Raw genomic sequence first — 16,320 nt, forward strand, 5'->3', positions numbered from 1 at the left:
GTGATGAGTGTCGCCTTTCGTCGCGAGAGCGACGATGAGCATATGGAGCCCAAGTTCGAGCTGCCGATCCCGCCCGGCCCCAATTGGGTCACGGCGCGCGGATTGCGGCTGACGCAGGAACAGGTCGCGGCGCTGGAAGCGATCGACACCGCTGCGATGGACGAGGAAGCCGCCAAGAAGCACAAGCGGGTGCTGCGCTACTGGCGCACGCGGCTGGCGACGGCGGAACTGCGCCCGGCGGCCGATGGCGAAGCGGTCGCGTTCGGCACGCGGGTAACCTATCGGCTGAACGGCCAGGAAAAGACCGTGGCGATCGTCGGCGATGACGAGGCCGATCCGCATGAGGGGCGGATCAGCTTTTCCGCGCCGCTGGCCCGCGCGATGATGGATGCCGAGATCGGCGAGGCGGTCGATTTTGCCGGCAAGGACGGTGCGATCGAAATCGTGGCGATCGGGGTGGTGGACGAGGCGTAGCGTTTCGCCCTTCCCGAAGGGCTGGAAGCGAACGGACCTTGGATCGAAAAAGGGCCTCCCGGTGACTTGCCGGGAGGCCCTTTTCAGATTCAGGCGCCGCGGGCGGCTTCGAACAGGAACCAGGCGCGCTGTTCGGCCTGGTCGGTCCAGTCGTCGACAATGCCTTCGGTCGCATTGTCGCCTGCCTCGGTCGCGGCGGCCTTCACCGCGCGGAAGGTTTCGACCAGCGCCAGATTGTCGTCGCGCAGTTCCTTGAGCATGTCGGCGGGGCTGACGAAATCGGCGTCATTGTCCTTCACGCTCTGATGACGGGCGACGTCGCCGATAGAGCGCAGCGTGGTGTTGCCGGTCTTGCGCACGCGCTCGGCGATCAGGTCGGTCACGCCCAGAATCTCGGTCGCCTGCTCGTCGAACATCAGATGATAGTCGCGGAAATGCGGGCCGGAGACGTGCCAGTGGAAATTCTTGGTCTTGAGATAGAGGGCAAAGCTGTCGGCCAGGGCGCCGTTCAGCGCCTCGGCGACCGACTTGGTGGCGTTGCTCTTGAGGTCGGTGGGCGTCTTGAGATCGGGGGCGGTCATGCATTGTCCTCCTGTTGGGGCGGAATTGATTTCGGACATATAATGATTGTCCGTCAATAAGGTGCCCCCGCAAGTCGGAAATCTTTGGGCAATTTATCGGTCAGGCTGATGGAGGGAATCGATCAGAGCCGGCCGATCGCGCTCATCGCCATGCCCGCGCCCGCCAATATGGCGATGCCGCCGGCGACCAGCCGAATCGCCCTGACCGGCAGCACGGACAGGAATCGGTCGCGCATCAGGATCACCGGCACGCTGGCGGCGATCACGCCGATCGCGCCGCCGATCGCCGCCAGCGCCGGGTCGGCGGTGCGGGTGGCGATGCCAAGGATCAGGAATTGCGGCCCGTCACCAAAGCCCAGAATGAAGACGCCCAGCGCAGTGGTGAGGAACGGCCCGATGCGCCAGTCGTCGAGCGTGTCGGGCATCTTCACCGGCCAGAGCAGGCCGACGCCCAGGAACAGCACCGACAGCGCCATGAACAGGAGCCGTGCATCATGGCCGAGCATCGGCCCGATCCAGGCGCCCGCTGCCGCGGAAAGGGCGGCATTGGCGATGGCGGCAACGGCGACGCCGGCGATGATCGCCCCGTCACGCTGGTAACGATGGGCGAGCGCCAGCACGAGCAACTGCCCCTTGTCGCCAATTTCCCCGAACAGGCAGCCCAGCAGGGCGATCAGCAAGGCGTCCATTCCAAATCCCGTCAGGCGTGCAGGCGATGCACGATAGCGGGCGCGGCGGCCGGCGGCAAAATATTGTCGAGCGGCGGCAGTTCGTCGGCGATCGCGTCGCGCATCCGGTCGAGATAGGAGAGGACGACCGAATCGAGCCCGTCGAGCGAGAGGACCGACTGGAGCGTGGCGGCCAGGTCGCCGACGCTATCGACGCGGAAGGCGCGTGCGATATGGCGGATCTGGTCGACCTCGTCATGCAGGCGCGGCACCGACACATGGCCGCGCTGGGCGGCGAGTCCGTCGACCCGCCGCAGCAGGTCGGCGAGAATCGCCAGTTTCGGATCATGTCGCATGGAGTCATCTCCCTTCATCCGCGCCCCGCCTGGCAGCATGCGCGCATAGGGTTAAAGGGCCGTAAAGCCTGTTGCGCAGCCTCCATTGGGCGCGCGAGCCTTGACATCGGGGCGAATCTGTCCCAAGGGGCACCGCTGAAACGGGGCGGTCCGACAGGGCCGCTTTTCTTTTTACGCTATTTCAAGACCAGGGACCAAGCCATGGCCAAGCCGGCAACTGTCAAGATCCGCCTCGTCAGCACGGCTGACACTGGCTTCTTCTACGTCACCAAGAAGAACCCGCGCACCACGACCGAAAAGCTGAGCTTCAGCAAGTATGACCCGGTCGTGCGCAAGCATGTCGAGTTCAAGGAAGCCAAGATCAAGTAAGCCGCTACGGGCTTCGCGCCCGCGCGCCTGATCTTTCGGCACCGAAAAAGGCCCGTCCCTGTTGGGAGCGGGCCTTTTCCTGTTGGCATTCGAGCCGGCTAGGCCCCCGATCCGAAGATCGGGAGCCCGATGTCGTCAGTTGCCGACCGGCTGGCCGTCGGTACGACGCACCACGATGGTCGAGGAGCGCGGCAGCTGCCCCGCCACCGGCCAGTTTCCGGTCGGATGCTGGATGTTGATGAAGAAGTTCTTGAGGTCCGGCGTATAGGCGATGCCGGTGATCTCGCAGCCCGCCGGGCCAACCAGGAAGCGCTTCGACTGCTTGCTGGTCTGGTCGATATAATACATCGAGTTGTTGCCGAAGGCGCCGGTCATGTTGGTGGCGGCGCCGTTCAGCGTGCCCGCATTGCCGGTGAGATTATGGTCGGTCTGGACCCACAGGCGACCCTGGGGATCGATGCGGATGCCGTCGGGGCTGGAGAAATAGTCGCCGCTGATATTGCCCTTGAGATTATCCTCCGCGAGCGAGGGATTGCCCGCCAGCAGGAAGATTTCCCAGGTGAAGGCGCTCGCCAGCGGCGAGTCGCCATTTTCGCGGAACTTGAGGATGTGGCCGTGCAGGTTGGTCACGCGCGGATCGGCAGCGTCGGTGACGCGGCGGCCGCTATTGTTGGTCAGGGTGACGAAGATCGCCTGCTTGTTGGGCGCAACCGTGATCCATTCCGGACGGTCCATGATGGTACCACCAGCGACGCGGGCGGCCGACTGGGTATTGACCAGGACATCGGCCTGGTTGGTGAAATTGACCGTCGTGGGGGTCGGCGGCGTGGTCGACTGGCTGACATTGCCCGGATCCTGAGCACCCACGACCAGGCCGTGCTGGCCCTGGACCAGCGGACGCCATTCGCCCGTGCCGTCGGCATTGAAGCGCGCGACATAGAGGGTGCCATAATCGAGCAGGTCGGTGTTGGCGGCACGGTTGCTGCTGCTGAAGGCGCGGTCCGGCACGAACTTGTAGACGCAGCCCGGCGTCGAATCGTCACCCATGTAGAAGGCGACGCGGTTGTTGGCGTCTGTCATGTGGGCGACATTTTCATGGCTGAAACGGCCGAGCGCGGTGCGCTTGGTCGCGGGCGCCAGTTCCTGGAACGGGTCAATCTCGACCACCCAGCCATAGCTGGTGTTGGGCTGGGTCGGGTCGAGATAGTTGTTCGTCGTTTCCTCGCAAGTGAGATAGGTGCCCCAGGGGGTGCGGCCCGACGAGCAGTTATTGAGCATGCCGCGGATCGTGCCGGGCAAGACGCCGGCAGCAGGACCGCCGACGCGATAGTCGGTGTTGCCGCTGTAACGCTTGTTATATTTCGAACCGGCCTTGACCGCGAACTTGCCGTCCGTGCCCTTAGTCACTTCGACCACGGCGATGCCGACGGCCGAGAGCGCGATCGCCTTCTGATCGGCGGTAGCGGTCGACGCGTTATAGCTGCCGCTGGAGAAGAGGATGTTATAGTCGGGCAGTTCGAAGTTGATCGCGAGCAGGCCGCCGCTGTTGGCGTCGGTGCCGGTCAGTTCGAAATATTCCATGCCGTCATGATTGCCGCCGGCCCAGGCCGCGGTCTGGCTGACGCTGGTCGGGAAGGTGCCGTTGGCAAAGGCGGTGCCGGCTTCGACCAGATCGCCGGCCTTCAGCAGCACGTCGACGGTATAGCCCGACGGCACGGTCACGGTGTCGTTGGTGTTGATCGCGACCGAGGTGAAGTTGATGCCATAGCTGGGCGTCGGAGTCGGCGTGGGGGTGGGTGTCGGGGCCGGCGTGGGCGCCGGCGTGCTGTCGTCGTCGTCATCGTCGCAGGCGGCGAGCGCGCCCAGCATCGGCAGGACGGACAGGCCCAGCAGGCCGTTCTTCAGGACGGAACGGCGGCCCGGATTGGCCGCGACGATGGCTTCCAGGCTGTCTTCGCCCGAAACAATCTTGGGCTGCGCATCGCGGAAGGCCGCGCGCGCCTCGTCGGTCAGATGAGACATGATAATATACCCCTGTGCATCCGAGCGTCGGCATGACCGCCGCGCCCCTGGCGCGCATGAGGTGACAGAGGAGGATGACGCGCGAACTGCGCTATGATGTCAGGACGAAGACAGAAGCATGACGCATCGGTGACGCCGTTTCCGGTGGGTTACAGCAGTGCGTTCACCTGTTCGACGAAACGCAGCACCGAAATCGGCTTGGACACATAGGCGTCGGCGCCGGCCGCGCGGATGCGATCCTCATCCCCCTTCCCGGCATAGGCGGTGACCGCCATGATCGGCACCGCCGACAGGCTGTCATCGCCCTTGAGCGAAACGATCAGGTCATAGCCGCTGACATGGGGCAGATGGATGTCGGTGATGACCAGGTCCGGCCCGAACTCCCGCGCCTGGGCCAGCACATCGCGGCCGTCGCGCAGCGGCAGCACGTCGTGCCCGTGCGCGCGCAGCAGGTCGCAAAAAAGTTTCAGATTGAGTTCGTTGTCCTCGACAACGAGCACGCGCTTTGCCACGAGTCACCCGCGTTCCAGAGAAGCCCCTTGGTGCGCCCCTATAGCCGCCCATTCCGCGAGAGCCAATCATGCGACCCGAGACCCCGAATGGCAAGCCGGATAGCGCCGCCGATGCCGAAATTTTGGCATTGATGGCAATGGGATGGACGCTGAGCGATGGTCGCCGGGCCGATCGGCTGCTGGCGCTGACCGGTCTGGATGCCGATGCGTTGCGCGCCGGCGTCGGCAATCGCGCGATTTTGGCCGCGGTGCTGGGCTTCCTGGCCGACCATGAACCCGATCTGGTTGCCTGTGCCGAGGCGATCGACAGCAGCCCGGCGGCCCTGATCGCCGCAAAGGAGAATCTGAGCCGATGAGCCGTCCGCTGATCATCACCGACTGCGACGAGGTATTGCTGCACATGGTCGTGCCGTTCCGCCACTGGCTGGACGAGACGCAGGACGTGCATTTCGACATGCGCGAACAGGGTTTTGCCGAGGCGCTGCGCCACAAGGACAGCGGCATCCCGCTGGAACGCGAACTGGTGTGGGAGTTGCTGATCGCCTTTTTCGATACCGAAATGGCGCGCCAGACCCCGATCAGCGGCGCGGTCGAGGCGCTGCACCGGCTGGCACAGATCGCCGACATCGAGGTGCTGACCAATATCGGCGAGCGCCACCACCAGCTGCGCATCGAGCAGTTGGCGAGCCATGGTCTGCACCTGCCGGTCCACTGGAACCATGGCGGCAAGGGGCGCAAGCTGGCCAATATCCTGGCCGAGCGCCAGCCGAGCTGCGCCCTGTTCATCGACGATCTGGGCGAGCATCATGCCTCGGTCGCGCGTCATGCGCCCAGCGTATGGCGGCTGCACATGGTCGGCGAGCCCGAGATCGCCGGCGACATCCCGGTCGCGGACAAGGCCCATGCCCGGATCGACGATTGGGCCAGCGCCGAAAAATGGATCATCGCCCGCCTGGCCGAAGGGCCAGCCCCCGCTATTTCAACGCCCCTGAATGGAGCCATCGCATGAGCATCGACGCCCGCCTTGCCGAACTCGGCATCACCCTGCCCGCCGCCGCCGCGCCGGTCGCCGCCTATGTGCCGGCGGTCGAGGTCAATGGCCTGCTGCATATTTCCGGCCAGATCGCGCTGAAGGACGGACAGTTGATGACCGGCCGCCTGGGCGAGGACCGCGACCTCGATTATGGCGTCGAGGCGGCGCGTGCCTGTGGCCTGAACCTCATCGCCCAGATGAAGGCGGCGCTGGGCGGCGATCTCGACCGGGTCGAGCGGATCGTCAAGCTGGGCGCCTTCATCGCCAGCGCGCCCGGCTTCACCGACCAGCCCAAGGTCGCCAATGGCGCGTCGGAACTGATGGTCGCGGTGTTCGGCGAGGCCGGCAAGCATGCCCGCAGCGCCGTCGGCGTGCCGGTGCTGCCGCTCGGCGCCGCAGTAGAGATCGACGCGATCGTGCAGGTTCGCCCCGCTGCATAAGCGGCCCGACTGGCTGACCGCCCGCCCCTTCGCCCATCGCGGGCTGCATCGGGCGGGCATCAGCGAAAATGGCATGGCGGCGTTCGATGCCGCCATCGCCGAGGGGCTGGGCATCGAATGCGATGTCCGGCTGAGCCGCGACGGCCTGCCCTTCGTCTTTCATGACGCCAGCCTGATGCGGATGACCGGACAGCCGGGCGCCGTGGCGGATCGCGATTCCGCAGAACTGGACGCGCTGCACCTGCCCGATGGCGGCGCGATCCCGCGCCTTGCCGCGCTGCTGGACGCCTGTATCACGACGCCGCTGCTGATCGAGATAAAGGTGGAGGGACGCGATATCGCGCCGATCTGCGCCGCGGTGGCAAGGGCGCTCGACGGACGCGACCAGCCGGTGGCGCTGATGTCGTTCAACCCGCTGGCGATGCGCTGGCTTGCGCGGCAGCGACCGGACATGGTCCGCGGGCTGGTGAGCAGCAGCCAGAACAAGGGGCGGCTGCGCGCGCTGTTCGACCGCACCCTTGCACTTTGGCTGGCCAATCCCGATTTTCTGGCCTGTGATATCCGTGACTTGCCCTTCCGCTTTGCCGATGCCGCCCGCCGCCGGGGGCTGCCGGTGTTGAGCTGGACGGTGCGCAGCGCGGCGCAGCGGGCGATCGCTGCGGCCCATGTCGACCAGATCATCTTCGAGGAGATGGCATGAACGAATTTGTCGCGCGCATCGCCGGTGGCGTCGCCGACCTGCCCAGGGCGCAATGGGATGCCTGTGCCGGCAGCGCCAATCCGTTCATCAGCTGGGATTTCCTGACCGCGCTGGAACGGTCCGAAAGCGTCGGGCCGGGCACCGGATGGCAACCCTTGCCGATCGTGATCGACGGGCCGGACGGGACGATCGCGGCCGCCGCGCCGCTCTATGCCAAGACCCACAGCCAGGGCGAATATGTGTTCGACCATGGCTGGGCCGACGCCTGGGAACGGGCAGGCGGCCAATATTATCCGAAAATACAGATCGCCGCGCCCTTCTCCCCCGTGCCCGGCCCCCGATTGCTGCTGCGTGATTCGACGCTGGGGCCGGCGCTGATCGCGGGAATCGAGACTTTGGTCGAACGCAACGAGCTGTCGTCGGCGCATGCGACTTTCGTCGATCCCGATCAGATCGCGCTGTTCGAGGCGGCGGGCTGGCTGATTCGCGAGGACAGCCAGTTTCACTGGCATAATAAGGGCTATGCCGGGTTCGAGGATTTCCTGGCCGAGCTTTCGAGCGAGAAGCGCAAGAATATCCGCAAGGAAAGGCGGCGCGCGGTCGAGGGGCTGGAGATCGTCCACCTCAACGGACGCGACCTGACCGAGGCGCATTGGGACATATTCTGGGATTTCTATCAGGATACCGGCGCACGCAAATGGGGCAGGCCCTATCTGACCCGATCCTTCTTCTCGATCCTGGGCGAGACGATGGCGGACAAGATATTGCTGATGCTGGCGCTGCGCGAGGGACAGGCCATTGCAGGCGCACTGAACCTGATTGGCGAAGACACGCTTTATGGCCGCTATTGGGGATGCCGCGAGGACGTGCCCAACCTGCATTTCGAGCTATGCTATTATCAGGCGATCGATGCGGCGATCGCGCGCGGGCTCGACCGGGTCGAGGCGGGTGCGCAGGGCGGGCACAAGCTGGCGCGCGGCTATGCGCCGCAGCCCACCTATTCGGCGCATCATATTCCCAATGCGAGCTTTCGCCGGGCGGTGGCGGGATTCCTCGACGCCGAGCGGGAGGAAGTGCAGCGCGACCGTCTGTGGCTCAACGAAAGAACGCCCTTCCGCAAGGAAGGCTGATCAGGCGGCGCGGACTTCGGTCGCGACGATCCAGGCACGGGCCTGGCGCTGGGCCTCGGCAATCTCGCGCGCGGTCATTTCCTCGGCGATTTCGGCGCGCATGCTCTGGCCCGCTTCGCTGCCGCCACGGGCCGCAAGGTTGAACCATTTATGGGCCTCTACCAGGTCGATCGGCATGCCCCCGGTGCCGCAGCTATAGGCGACGCCCAGTTCGAAACAGGCCTCTGCCGAGCCGTGGGCCGCACCGGCCAGACGACTATCCATCAAAAACTGCGCACTTTTGAGACTATTTGCCATGATCTTCCCCTGTATCCCTAACCCAATGTTCCAGCCTTTGGTTTGCGAGTGGGGCCAGAATGCCCGGCAGGCCGTAAAAAATGGTTAACGTGAAAATCGGCATATTTGCGCAGTTTGCCCGTCGACACGGCGTGCGGCAGGGTTAACGCCTCAGCCGCGATGTGATTCGGAAATGCGCGCCTTAGGGCTGGCGTCGCCGGGCGATTGTCCGCATAGGCCGGACATGGCCGAAAATTCCCCCATGGGCGCGCAGCCTGCCGCAAAGGATATTCATTTCCGCGAGTTCGTGCTGCTGTGCGCGTGCCTGATGGCGATGAATGCGCTGTCGATCGACCCGATGCTGCCGGCCCTGCCCGATATCGGCCGCGACCTCCACATCGCCAATCCCAATGACCGGCAGCTGATCATCAGCTTCTATTTCATGGGCCTGGGCGTGGGATCGCTGCTGTTCGGGGTGCTGTCCGACCAGTTCGGGCGCAAGAAGGTGCTGGGCGGGGCGATGATATTGTTCATCCTGTCCTCGATCGCCTGTGCCGGGGCGCACAGCTTCACCATGTTGCTGGTCGCGCGCACCAGCGCCGGCTTTTTTGCCGGGGCCAGCCGCGTCATCACCGTCGGCATCATCCGCGACCGGTTCAAGGGCGACGCGATGGCGCGGGTCATGTCGCTGATCTTCGCGGTGTTCATGCTGATCCCGGTGATGGCGCCCAGTTTCGGCCAGGCGATCCTGTGGATCGCGCCGTGGCGCTGGATCTTCTGGGTGCTGGCGATCCTGGCCACCGCGATCCTGGGCTGGATGGCGATCCGCCTGCCCGAGACGCTGCATCCCGACAACCGGATGCGGATCAGCATCAAGGCGATCGGCCATACGGTCGGCACGATCTTCCGCACGCGCAGCTCGATCGGCTATATGCTGGCGAGCGGCGTGGTGATGAGCGGCCTCATCGGCTTCATCCTGTCGGTGCAGCAAATCTTCTTCGACGTGTTCAAGGCGCAGGCGATCTTCCCGCTCGCCTTTGCGACGATCGCCGGCAGCATGGGGATCGGCAGCCTGGTCAACAGCCGGCTGGTCTCGCGCTTCGGCGCGCGACGGCTGAGCCAGAGCGCGCTGATCGCCTTCATCCTGATCGCGGCGGTGCATCTGGCGGTGATCCTGAGCGGGCGGGAGACGATCGTCACCTTCATGATCCTGCAGGCGCTGACGATGATGACGGTCGCCTTCACCGCGTCCAATTTCAGCGCGATCTCGATGGAGCCCTTTTCCAAGGGGGCGGGCGTCGCTTCCTCCTTCCAGGCATTCCTGACGACCGCAGTGTCGAGCGCGCTGGGCAGCCTGGTCGGCCGCGCCTTCGACGGAACCACCCTGCCCTTCACCCTGGGGCTGCTGGTCTTCGGATCGGGATCATTGCTGATCGTCTTCTGGGCCGAGCGGGGCAAGCTGTTCACGCGGCCGCACCTCAACGCCCTGCGCGAGGAATATGAGGCGATGCACTGACTTTCTGTTTGGAAAGTCCGCACCGGCCCACACCCCCACCCGACCTTCACAGAGTGTATCCTGATAAGGGGCCGGGCGCGCCGATCAGGCACGCCCGGCCGGTTCGTCAAAAGCGGGTGCTGAGGCCCAGATTGATCGAGCGGCCCATGCCCGGCACCGGGCGCAGCACGCCGGTCGCGCCATAATCGCCCAGCGACATGCCGCCGAGCGGCAGATCATAGCCGGCGTCGAAGAGATTCTTCGCCTCGACCGTCAGCTTCAGCCCCTTGGCCCAGAGCGGCAGCGTGTAGCCAGCGCGCAGGTCGACCAGCGCATAGCCGCGCGTGCGGGGTTCGTTGCGGGTGGCATCGACGCGATTCTTGTCCGCGACAAATCCGACATCAGCGCCCAGTTCCAGCGCGTCGATGCGGTGGGCGAGGCCCATTTTCAGGTCCAGCGGCATCTGGCGGTAGAGCGGGCCGCCATCCGACAGATTCTGGCCATGGAGCCAGGATGCGCTGGCGGTGAAGCTGGTTTCGACATGGGCGCTGCGCCGGAGCGGCACGCTGGCGCTGACATCGACGCCGTAAAATTCGGCATCCTGATTGGCGAATTGCAGCTGCACGAAGCCGCTGGGCATGCCCATCATGTCGGTCAGATCCTGAAGATGGACCGCGTCGATATAGTCGTTCACGCGGGTGTAGTAGGGTGAGATTTTCAGCGTCGCCCCGCCCTTCGCAGTTAGACGCAGCGCGGCGCTGACCGTGTCGGCCTGTTCCGACTTGAGATCGAGATTGCCGACATAGCCATTGCCGTCACCATACCAGCCGATCATCTGGCTGGCCATCGCGCCCCGGCCCCAGGCATAGCGTTCGTAGAGATTGGGGGCGCGGCTCTTGTGCGCATAGCCGAGTTCAAAGGCGATCAGGTCGGACGCCTGCCAGCTCGCCAGCGCGGTCGCGCTCCAGTTGTTGTCGGTGCGGCGATGGCTGCGCGCGTTGAAGGCTTCGGCCGCCATGGCGTCGGCCATGTTCATCATGCCGGTGCCATAGGGCTGGACGTCACCGGTGTTCATCCGCACCCGATCGAAGCGCGCGCCGATGGAGGTGGAGAGCCGGTCGGTCCAGTGCGATTCCCATTCGCCGAACAGGCCCAGCCGGTCGCGCCGGCCATTGTTGATGTTGATATAGGGATTTGGCCCCATCATCATCGATCCGGCAACCGGCGGCCACCAGTCATCCATGCCCTGATGCTGATAGTCACCGCCGACGCGCAGCGTATCGTGCGGGCCAACCGGCAGGGTCAGTTTCATCGCCGAGGTGAAGCTGTGGATTTGCGTGTTCATCGGCATGGAGCCGGGCTGCTTGTCGGCGAGGAAGTCCATCCGGTGCGCGGTGTCGCGATAACCGATGCTGGCATCGACATCGCCCCAGGCGAAGGTGCCGCGATAGCGACCGTTGAGAAACCAGGACTTGTTCGAGGTCATGTCCATATATTGGTTCGGGAAGCCCTCATAAGGCGAGACATGATAGCCGCCCTTCAGCTCGAATAGGCCCAGGCGCGTCTGGGCGGCGAGCGCCAGTTGATGGTCGGTCTTGGCATATTCGGTCGAGCGCACCACACCCCGATTGCCGCCGCCGTCATAATTGTCTGACTGGGTGTAGGAGCCGCTATAGGTGGCGCTGATCCGCTTGCCTGCGACCGTCAGCGTGACGCCACCGCCAAAGGCGTCGCCATTGCTGCGATAGAAGCTGGACGCCTCCCCCGTGACCAAGGTGCCGCCGTCGACGGCGAAGCGTGGCATCGCGCTTTCGACGGCGATGATGCCAGCGATATTGTCACCACCCATGCTGACCGGCGAGACGCCCGGCACCACCGCGATGCTGCCGACCGTCTGCGGATCGGTATAGGAAAGCGGCGTGTTCATGTCGTTGGGGCAGGCGATGTCGACAGGGATGCCGTCGAGCGTGATGCGGACCCGCTGTTCGGTGAGGCCGCGCAGCGCCGGCATGGAAGAAAAGCCGCCGCCGCCATTGGCCGCGACGCCGGGCAGGCTGGCGAGGAGGCCGGCGGTGTCGCTGCTCGACACGGCGCGACGGCGCAATGTGCCGCTGCCGAGCCGGGCACCGTTGAGCGGCGCGCTGCCGATATCGAGCGCCGCCCCGTCGAAGCGGGTCTGGAGCGGCGGGGCCGCATCATCGGCGATGGGAGTATCGGCCGACAGGCTGTCCTGCGCGGCGACATGGGTGGGGAGCAATGCCAGCGATGCGGCGATTGCGACGAGAGATGTCTTCATCGGAAACCCTGTTTGCGCGCGCCTGCCTTCCCGACAGGGGCGCTTGATCTGGAAAGAAGGCCGCGCGGCTGCACGGCCATGGTCAGATCAGGCGGGTGGTCCGCGCAAAGGGGGACGCAGATGGCCGATGCGCACAAGCGCAGGCGGCCGCACCGGCGCAAAGCCGAGCAGCAGCGCGAAGGCGAGCGCCAGCACCAGGATCAGCGGATCGGCGCCGCCGAGCGAGGCCATGGAGAGCGCGCCATAGGGGCAGGAACGCTTGGCGGCATCGGCCGGCTGATGATCGGGATCAGCCTGCAAGGGCACGATCACCTGCGAGGCGGTGCTGCCGATCGCGGCGTCATGGCAGAACTGGATCACCAGTGTGCGCTGCTGCTCAGCGAGCATGAAGCCGCCGGGCAGCAAGGCCTTCATGCACAGCGCCAGCAGGACAAGCGCCAGCGCTTGCCCCCGATGCTGCTGAAGATAGGCGCGCAGGCTCCCCATGGGGACGGCCTAGCCCGGCCCATGGGCGCTGTCATCAAGACAAAAGGTCGCAGGGGTCGAGCCGGCGGCATGACCCAAGAAAAAAGGGGCGGTCGCCCACCCCTTCCTTCAACCAATCGTCAGGCCGATCAGGCGTCCTGGCCGCCCGGCGTATGCGCGCCCGGCAGCGGCGGCACCGGCTGGGGCGGAATGCCCGCGCCATCCTCCGCCACATCGACCACGCCCCGGCCGACATGGCTGCGGCTGCGGCTATAGGCGAAATAGACGATCAGGCCGATGGTCGCCCAGCCCACGAACATCAGCTTGGTTTCGACGCCCAGGCTCCAGAAGAGATAGGCGCAGCCCAGGATCGCGATCGGCGCGGTGACGTAGATGGCCGGGGTGCGGAACGGACGCTTGCGGTCCGCATCGGTCTTGCGCAGGCGCATCACCGCGATCGACACGGCGGCGAAGGCGAAGAGCGTGCCCGAGTTGGAGATGTCCGCCAGGATGCCGACCGGGAAGAAGGCGGCAAACAGCGCCACGAAGATGCCGGTCAGGATGGTGATGACGTGCGGCGTCTTGTAGGTCGGATGCACCTTCGAGAAGAGTTCGGGCAGCAGGCCATCGCGGCTCATGACGAAGAAGATGCGGGTCTGGCCGAACATCATCATCAGGATGACCGAAGGCAAAGCCAGGCCGGCGGCGAGGCCGAGCAGGTTACCGATCTGGGGCCAGCCGATTTCACGCAGCGTCCAGGCCAGCGCTTCCTTCGAGCAGGTGACGGCTTCGGTGCCGGCAGCGGCCAGCGCGGCGCACTGCTGCGACAGGGCGGTCGAACCGGGGGCGAGCACTTCGCCGGCCGGGCCGGCAACCGGCTGCGCACCCACGGTGCCGATCACGCCAGCGGCAACCAGCATGTAGAAGACGGTGCAGATGGCCAGCGAGCCGATCAGGCCGATCGGCATGTTGCGCTGGGGATTCTTGGTTTCCTCCGCTGCGGTCGAAACCGCATCGAAGCCGACATAGGCGAAGAAGATCGAGGCCGCAGCGGCCGACACGCCCGAGAAGCCGAGCGGCATGAACGGCGTGAAGCCGTCCATGTTCATGACCGGCACCGACAGGACGATGAACAGGGTCAGCGCCGACACCTTGATCAGCACCAGCACCGCGTTGACGGTGGCGCTTTCCTTGGTACCGATGACCAGCAGCCAGGTGACGAGCGACGCGATCAGCATAGCCGGCAGGTTGACCATGCCGCCGTCGAACGGCCCGCGCGTCAGCAGATCGGGTATGTCGAGATGGAATGTATGTTCGATCAGGCCGACCACATAGCCGGACCAGCCCACCGACACGGCGCCCGCGGCGACCGCATATTCGAGGATCAGCGCCCAGCCGACCATCCAGGCGATCAGTTCGCCCATCACCGCATAGCTATAGGTGTAGGCCGAACCCGAGACCGGGACCATGGCGGCCATTTCGGCATAGCAGAGCGCGGCGACCGCGCAGACGAAGCCGGCAATGACGAAGGAGAGCATCATGCCCGGCCCCGCCTTTTGCGCGGCTTCGGCCGTCAACACGAAAATGCCGGTGCCGATAACGGCGCCGATGCCCAGCATGGTGAGTTGGAATGCGCCCAGTGAGCGATGCAGTGATTTTTTCTCTGCCGTCGCCAATATGGCGTCGAGAGGCTTAACGCGCCCGAAAATCATCAATGAAACCCTTTATTGGAGTCTTCTGCCCGGGCGACGCGTTAGCCGCCCCCCCTTTTCTGTGGGACGGGAGACTATCGCCTAATCCGCCATGCGCAAGTATGTTGCGCTTCTGAGACATGCTTCTTCACTGAACGCGCGAAGGAAATTTTATGATCGAGTTGCTGCGGGCGCCCGCGCTGGGCGATGTCCCGCATGGCTTTGCCGGACGACAGGGGGGCGTATCGACCGGGGTGTGCGCCGGTTTGAATGTCGGGCTGGGGTCTGAGGATGACCGGCTGGCAATCCTGCGCAACCGCGATCTGGCGCGTGACGCGCTGCTGCCCGGCGCGACGCTGGTGACGGTGCGACAGGTCCATTCGCCCGATGTGGTGACCGTGACCGCGCCGATCGCCGAGGCTGAGCGGCCCGAGGCGGATGCGATGGTCACCCGCACGCCAGGGCTGATTCTGGGCATATTGACCGCCGACTGCGTGCCGGTGCTGTTTGCCGACAGGGAAGCCGGCGTGATCGGCGCGGCCCATGCCGGCTGGAAGGGCGCGATCAGCGGCGTCACCGACCGGACGATCGCGGCGATGGAGATGCTGGGCGCGACGCGCGCGGGCATTGCCTGCGCCATCGGCCCCTGCATCGGGCGTGCTTCCTACGAGGTGACTTTGGACTTTGCCGAGCGGTTCGAGCGGGACGACGCGGACAATGCGCGATTCTTCAGCGCCGGGCGGGCCGGCCACTGCCAGTTCGACATTGCCGCCTATGTCGCGTCGCGGCTGCAGGCGGCGGGGATCGGGCGGATCAGTCTGCTGGACGAGGACACCTATAGCCAGGCCGATCGCTTCTTCAGCTATCGCCGGTCCTGCCATGCGCAGGAAAGCGATTATGGCCGGCAGATATCGATGATCGCCTTACCCAGCTGAACCCGGCTGAGGGGCTTCAAAAGCGGGACGGAGTAGCGCATGAGAGGGGCTGACATGACCAGTTCTTCCCAGACCCTGCCGGACGTCGGCGATGGCAGCCGCCTTTATCAGCAACTCGCCCGGCGGTTGCTCGCGGACCTGGCGGGCGGCCGCTATGCCGTGGGCGACCGACTGCCGCCCGAGCGCGAGCTGGCGATCGAGCATGATGTCAGCCGGCCGACCGTGCGCGAGGCGATCATCGCGCTGGAAGTGCAGGGGCTGGTCGAGGTGCGGGTCGGATCGGGCGCCTATGTGGTACGCATTCCCGGCGCCGATCGCCAGACGGCCGAGGCGCCCCGGTTCAGCATCACCGCCTTCGAACTGATGGAGGCACGGCTGGCGATCGAGGGCGAGGCGGCGGCGCTGGCGGCGCTGCATGCCCGGCCGGACGAACTGGACGAGCTGGACCGGCTGGTCGCGCAGATCGCCAGCGAGAATCTGCGCGATGGCGACGCCTATGCCGTCGACCAGCAGTTTCACATGCTGATCGCGCAGGCGACCCGCAACGCGGCACTGGTCGACAGTGTCGCGCGGCTGTGGGAGATGCGGGCGAGCGCGCCGGAATCCCGGCTGCTGCTCGCCAAGGCCCGTGCCGCCAAGGTGACGCCGGTGGTCGAGGAGCATCGCGTCATCGCCCAGGCGATCCGGGCGCGCGATCCGGCGGCGGCGCGCGCGGCGATGCGCGGCCATCTGGCGGCGGTGATCGACCATCTGCTGTTCGCGACCGAAGAGGCAGCCGTCGAGGAAGCGCGCAAGGCGGCGCAATCGACCCGCGCCCGCTTCGCCCCCGGCGCGGACTGATCCCGACAGGGCAATATTGACAGCGATGATGACAGCA

Annotated in this window: 19 protein-coding genes; 10 read left to right on the top strand and 9 right to left on the bottom strand. The window is 65.5% G+C overall.

The features are described from left to right. Positions 1-3: 3 nt before the first annotated feature. Positions 4-474: a GreA/GreB family elongation factor gene (locus GGQ90_RS16010; RefSeq protein WP_188083084.1), complete on the top strand. Its 471-nt coding sequence runs from the start codon at positions 4-6 to the stop codon at positions 472-474. 89 nt (positions 475-563) lie between these two features. Here GGQ90_RS16010 and GGQ90_RS16015 read toward each other — a convergent pair whose 3' ends face one another. The 3 genes from GGQ90_RS16015 to GGQ90_RS16025 all read right to left on the bottom strand — a co-directional run bounded on the left by GGQ90_RS16015 (position 564) and on the right by GGQ90_RS16025 (position 2,079). Further along, complete coding sequence (locus GGQ90_RS16015) at positions 564-1,055, bottom strand: Dps family protein (RefSeq protein WP_004208950.1); 492 nt, start codon at positions 1,053-1,055, stop codon at positions 564-566. A 122-nt stretch (positions 1,056-1,177) separates the two neighbouring features. Beyond that, entirely contained in the window at positions 1,178-1,744 is a 567-nt protein-coding gene (locus GGQ90_RS16020) for a TMEM165/GDT1 family protein (protein ID WP_188083085.1), read from the bottom strand. An 11-nt stretch (positions 1,745-1,755) separates the two neighbouring features. After that, positions 1,756-2,079, bottom strand: coding sequence for a hypothetical protein (locus GGQ90_RS16025; protein ID WP_188083086.1), 324 nt, complete (start codon positions 2,077-2,079; stop codon positions 1,756-1,758). Positions 2,080-2,280: 201 nt separating this feature from the next. On the opposite strand from GGQ90_RS16025, the gene rpmG reads away from it, so the two are divergent. Beyond that, the gene (gene rpmG, locus GGQ90_RS16030) at positions 2,281-2,448 is read left to right on the top strand and encodes a 50S ribosomal protein L33 (RefSeq protein WP_004208953.1); all 168 of its coding nucleotides are present in this window, start codon (positions 2,281-2,283) and stop codon (positions 2,446-2,448) included. Between the two features lie 135 nt (positions 2,449-2,583). Here rpmG and GGQ90_RS16035 read toward each other — a convergent pair whose 3' ends face one another. After that, on the bottom strand, positions 2,584-4,470 hold the full coding sequence (locus tag GGQ90_RS16035; protein WP_188083087.1) for a PhoX family protein: 1,887 nt from the start codon (positions 4,468-4,470) through the stop codon (positions 2,584-2,586). A 149-nt stretch (positions 4,471-4,619) separates the two neighbouring features. Next, positions 4,620-4,982, bottom strand: a complete 363-nt coding sequence (locus tag GGQ90_RS16040) for a response regulator (RefSeq protein WP_188083088.1) — start codon at positions 4,980-4,982, stop codon at positions 4,620-4,622. Positions 4,983-5,050: 68 nt separating this feature from the next. Between GGQ90_RS16040 and GGQ90_RS16045 the strand changes: the two genes are divergently transcribed. The 5 genes from GGQ90_RS16045 to GGQ90_RS16065 all read left to right on the top strand — a co-directional run bounded on the left by GGQ90_RS16045 (position 5,051) and on the right by GGQ90_RS16065 (position 8,285). Continuing rightward, positions 5,051-5,338, top strand: a complete 288-nt coding sequence (locus tag GGQ90_RS16045) for a DUF3572 domain-containing protein (RefSeq protein ID WP_188083089.1) — start codon at positions 5,051-5,053, stop codon at positions 5,336-5,338. Further along, positions 5,335-5,991, top strand: coding sequence for an HAD family hydrolase (locus GGQ90_RS16050; RefSeq protein WP_188083090.1), 657 nt, complete (start codon positions 5,335-5,337; stop codon positions 5,989-5,991). Before GGQ90_RS16045 ends, GGQ90_RS16050 begins: the two co-directional genes overlap by 4 nt. Continuing rightward, the gene (locus GGQ90_RS16055; RefSeq protein ID WP_007715324.1) at positions 5,988-6,455 is read left to right on the top strand and encodes a RidA family protein; all 468 of its coding nucleotides are present in this window, start codon (positions 5,988-5,990) and stop codon (positions 6,453-6,455) included. The genes GGQ90_RS16050 and GGQ90_RS16055 overlap by 4 nt, the downstream gene beginning before the upstream one ends. Positions 6,456-6,528: 73 nt before the next feature. Next, a complete protein-coding gene (locus GGQ90_RS16060) occupies positions 6,529-7,155 on the top strand; it encodes a glycerophosphodiester phosphodiesterase family protein (RefSeq protein WP_246428269.1) in 627 nt (208 codons plus the stop codon). Beyond that, entirely contained in the window at positions 7,152-8,285 is a 1,134-nt protein-coding gene (locus GGQ90_RS16065) for a GNAT family N-acetyltransferase (RefSeq protein WP_188083091.1), read from the top strand. The genes GGQ90_RS16060 and GGQ90_RS16065 overlap by 4 nt, the downstream gene beginning before the upstream one ends. On the opposite strand, the gene GGQ90_RS16070 is transcribed toward GGQ90_RS16065, so the two are convergent. Next, on the bottom strand, positions 8,286-8,582 hold the full coding sequence (locus GGQ90_RS16070) for an SEL1-like repeat protein (RefSeq protein WP_004208961.1): 297 nt from the start codon (positions 8,580-8,582) through the stop codon (positions 8,286-8,288). Positions 8,583-8,805: 223 nt separating this feature from the next. On the opposite strand from GGQ90_RS16070, the gene GGQ90_RS16075 reads away from it, so the two are divergent. Beyond that, complete coding sequence (locus tag GGQ90_RS16075) at positions 8,806-10,077, top strand: multidrug effflux MFS transporter (RefSeq protein ID WP_188083092.1); 1,272 nt, start codon at positions 8,806-8,808, stop codon at positions 10,075-10,077. A gap of 106 nt (positions 10,078-10,183) precedes the next feature. Here GGQ90_RS16075 and GGQ90_RS16080 read toward each other — a convergent pair whose 3' ends face one another. The 3 genes from GGQ90_RS16080 to GGQ90_RS16090 all read right to left on the bottom strand — a co-directional run bounded on the left by GGQ90_RS16080 (position 10,184) and on the right by GGQ90_RS16090 (position 14,529). Then, positions 10,184-12,352: a TonB-dependent receptor gene (locus GGQ90_RS16080; protein WP_188083093.1), complete on the bottom strand. Its 2,169-nt coding sequence runs from the start codon at positions 12,350-12,352 to the stop codon at positions 10,184-10,186. 87 nt (positions 12,353-12,439) lie between these two features. Further along, complete coding sequence (locus GGQ90_RS16085) at positions 12,440-12,838, bottom strand: DUF2946 family protein (RefSeq protein ID WP_188083094.1); 399 nt, start codon at positions 12,836-12,838, stop codon at positions 12,440-12,442. Positions 12,839-12,966: 128 nt separating this feature from the next. Beyond that, on the bottom strand, positions 12,967-14,529 hold the full coding sequence (locus GGQ90_RS16090) for an amino acid permease (protein WP_188083095.1): 1,563 nt from the start codon (positions 14,527-14,529) through the stop codon (positions 12,967-12,969). 152 nt (positions 14,530-14,681) lie between these two features. Here GGQ90_RS16090 and pgeF point away from each other — a divergent pair, with 152 nt between their 5' ends. Together pgeF and GGQ90_RS16100 are read left to right on the top strand one after the other, a co-directional pair. Further along, positions 14,682-15,443, top strand: a complete 762-nt coding sequence (pgeF, locus tag GGQ90_RS16095; RefSeq protein WP_188083096.1) for a peptidoglycan editing factor PgeF — start codon at positions 14,682-14,684, stop codon at positions 15,441-15,443. Between the two features lie 54 nt (positions 15,444-15,497). Further along, positions 15,498-16,283, top strand: coding sequence for a FadR/GntR family transcriptional regulator (locus tag GGQ90_RS16100; protein ID WP_188083097.1), 786 nt, complete (start codon positions 15,498-15,500; stop codon positions 16,281-16,283). Positions 16,284-16,320 lie beyond the last annotated feature (37 nt).

This window comes from Sphingobium scionense (genome assembly GCF_014197035.1).
In the GTDB taxonomy this organism is placed as follows: domain Bacteria; phylum Pseudomonadota; class Alphaproteobacteria; order Sphingomonadales; family Sphingomonadaceae; genus Sphingobium; species Sphingobium scionense.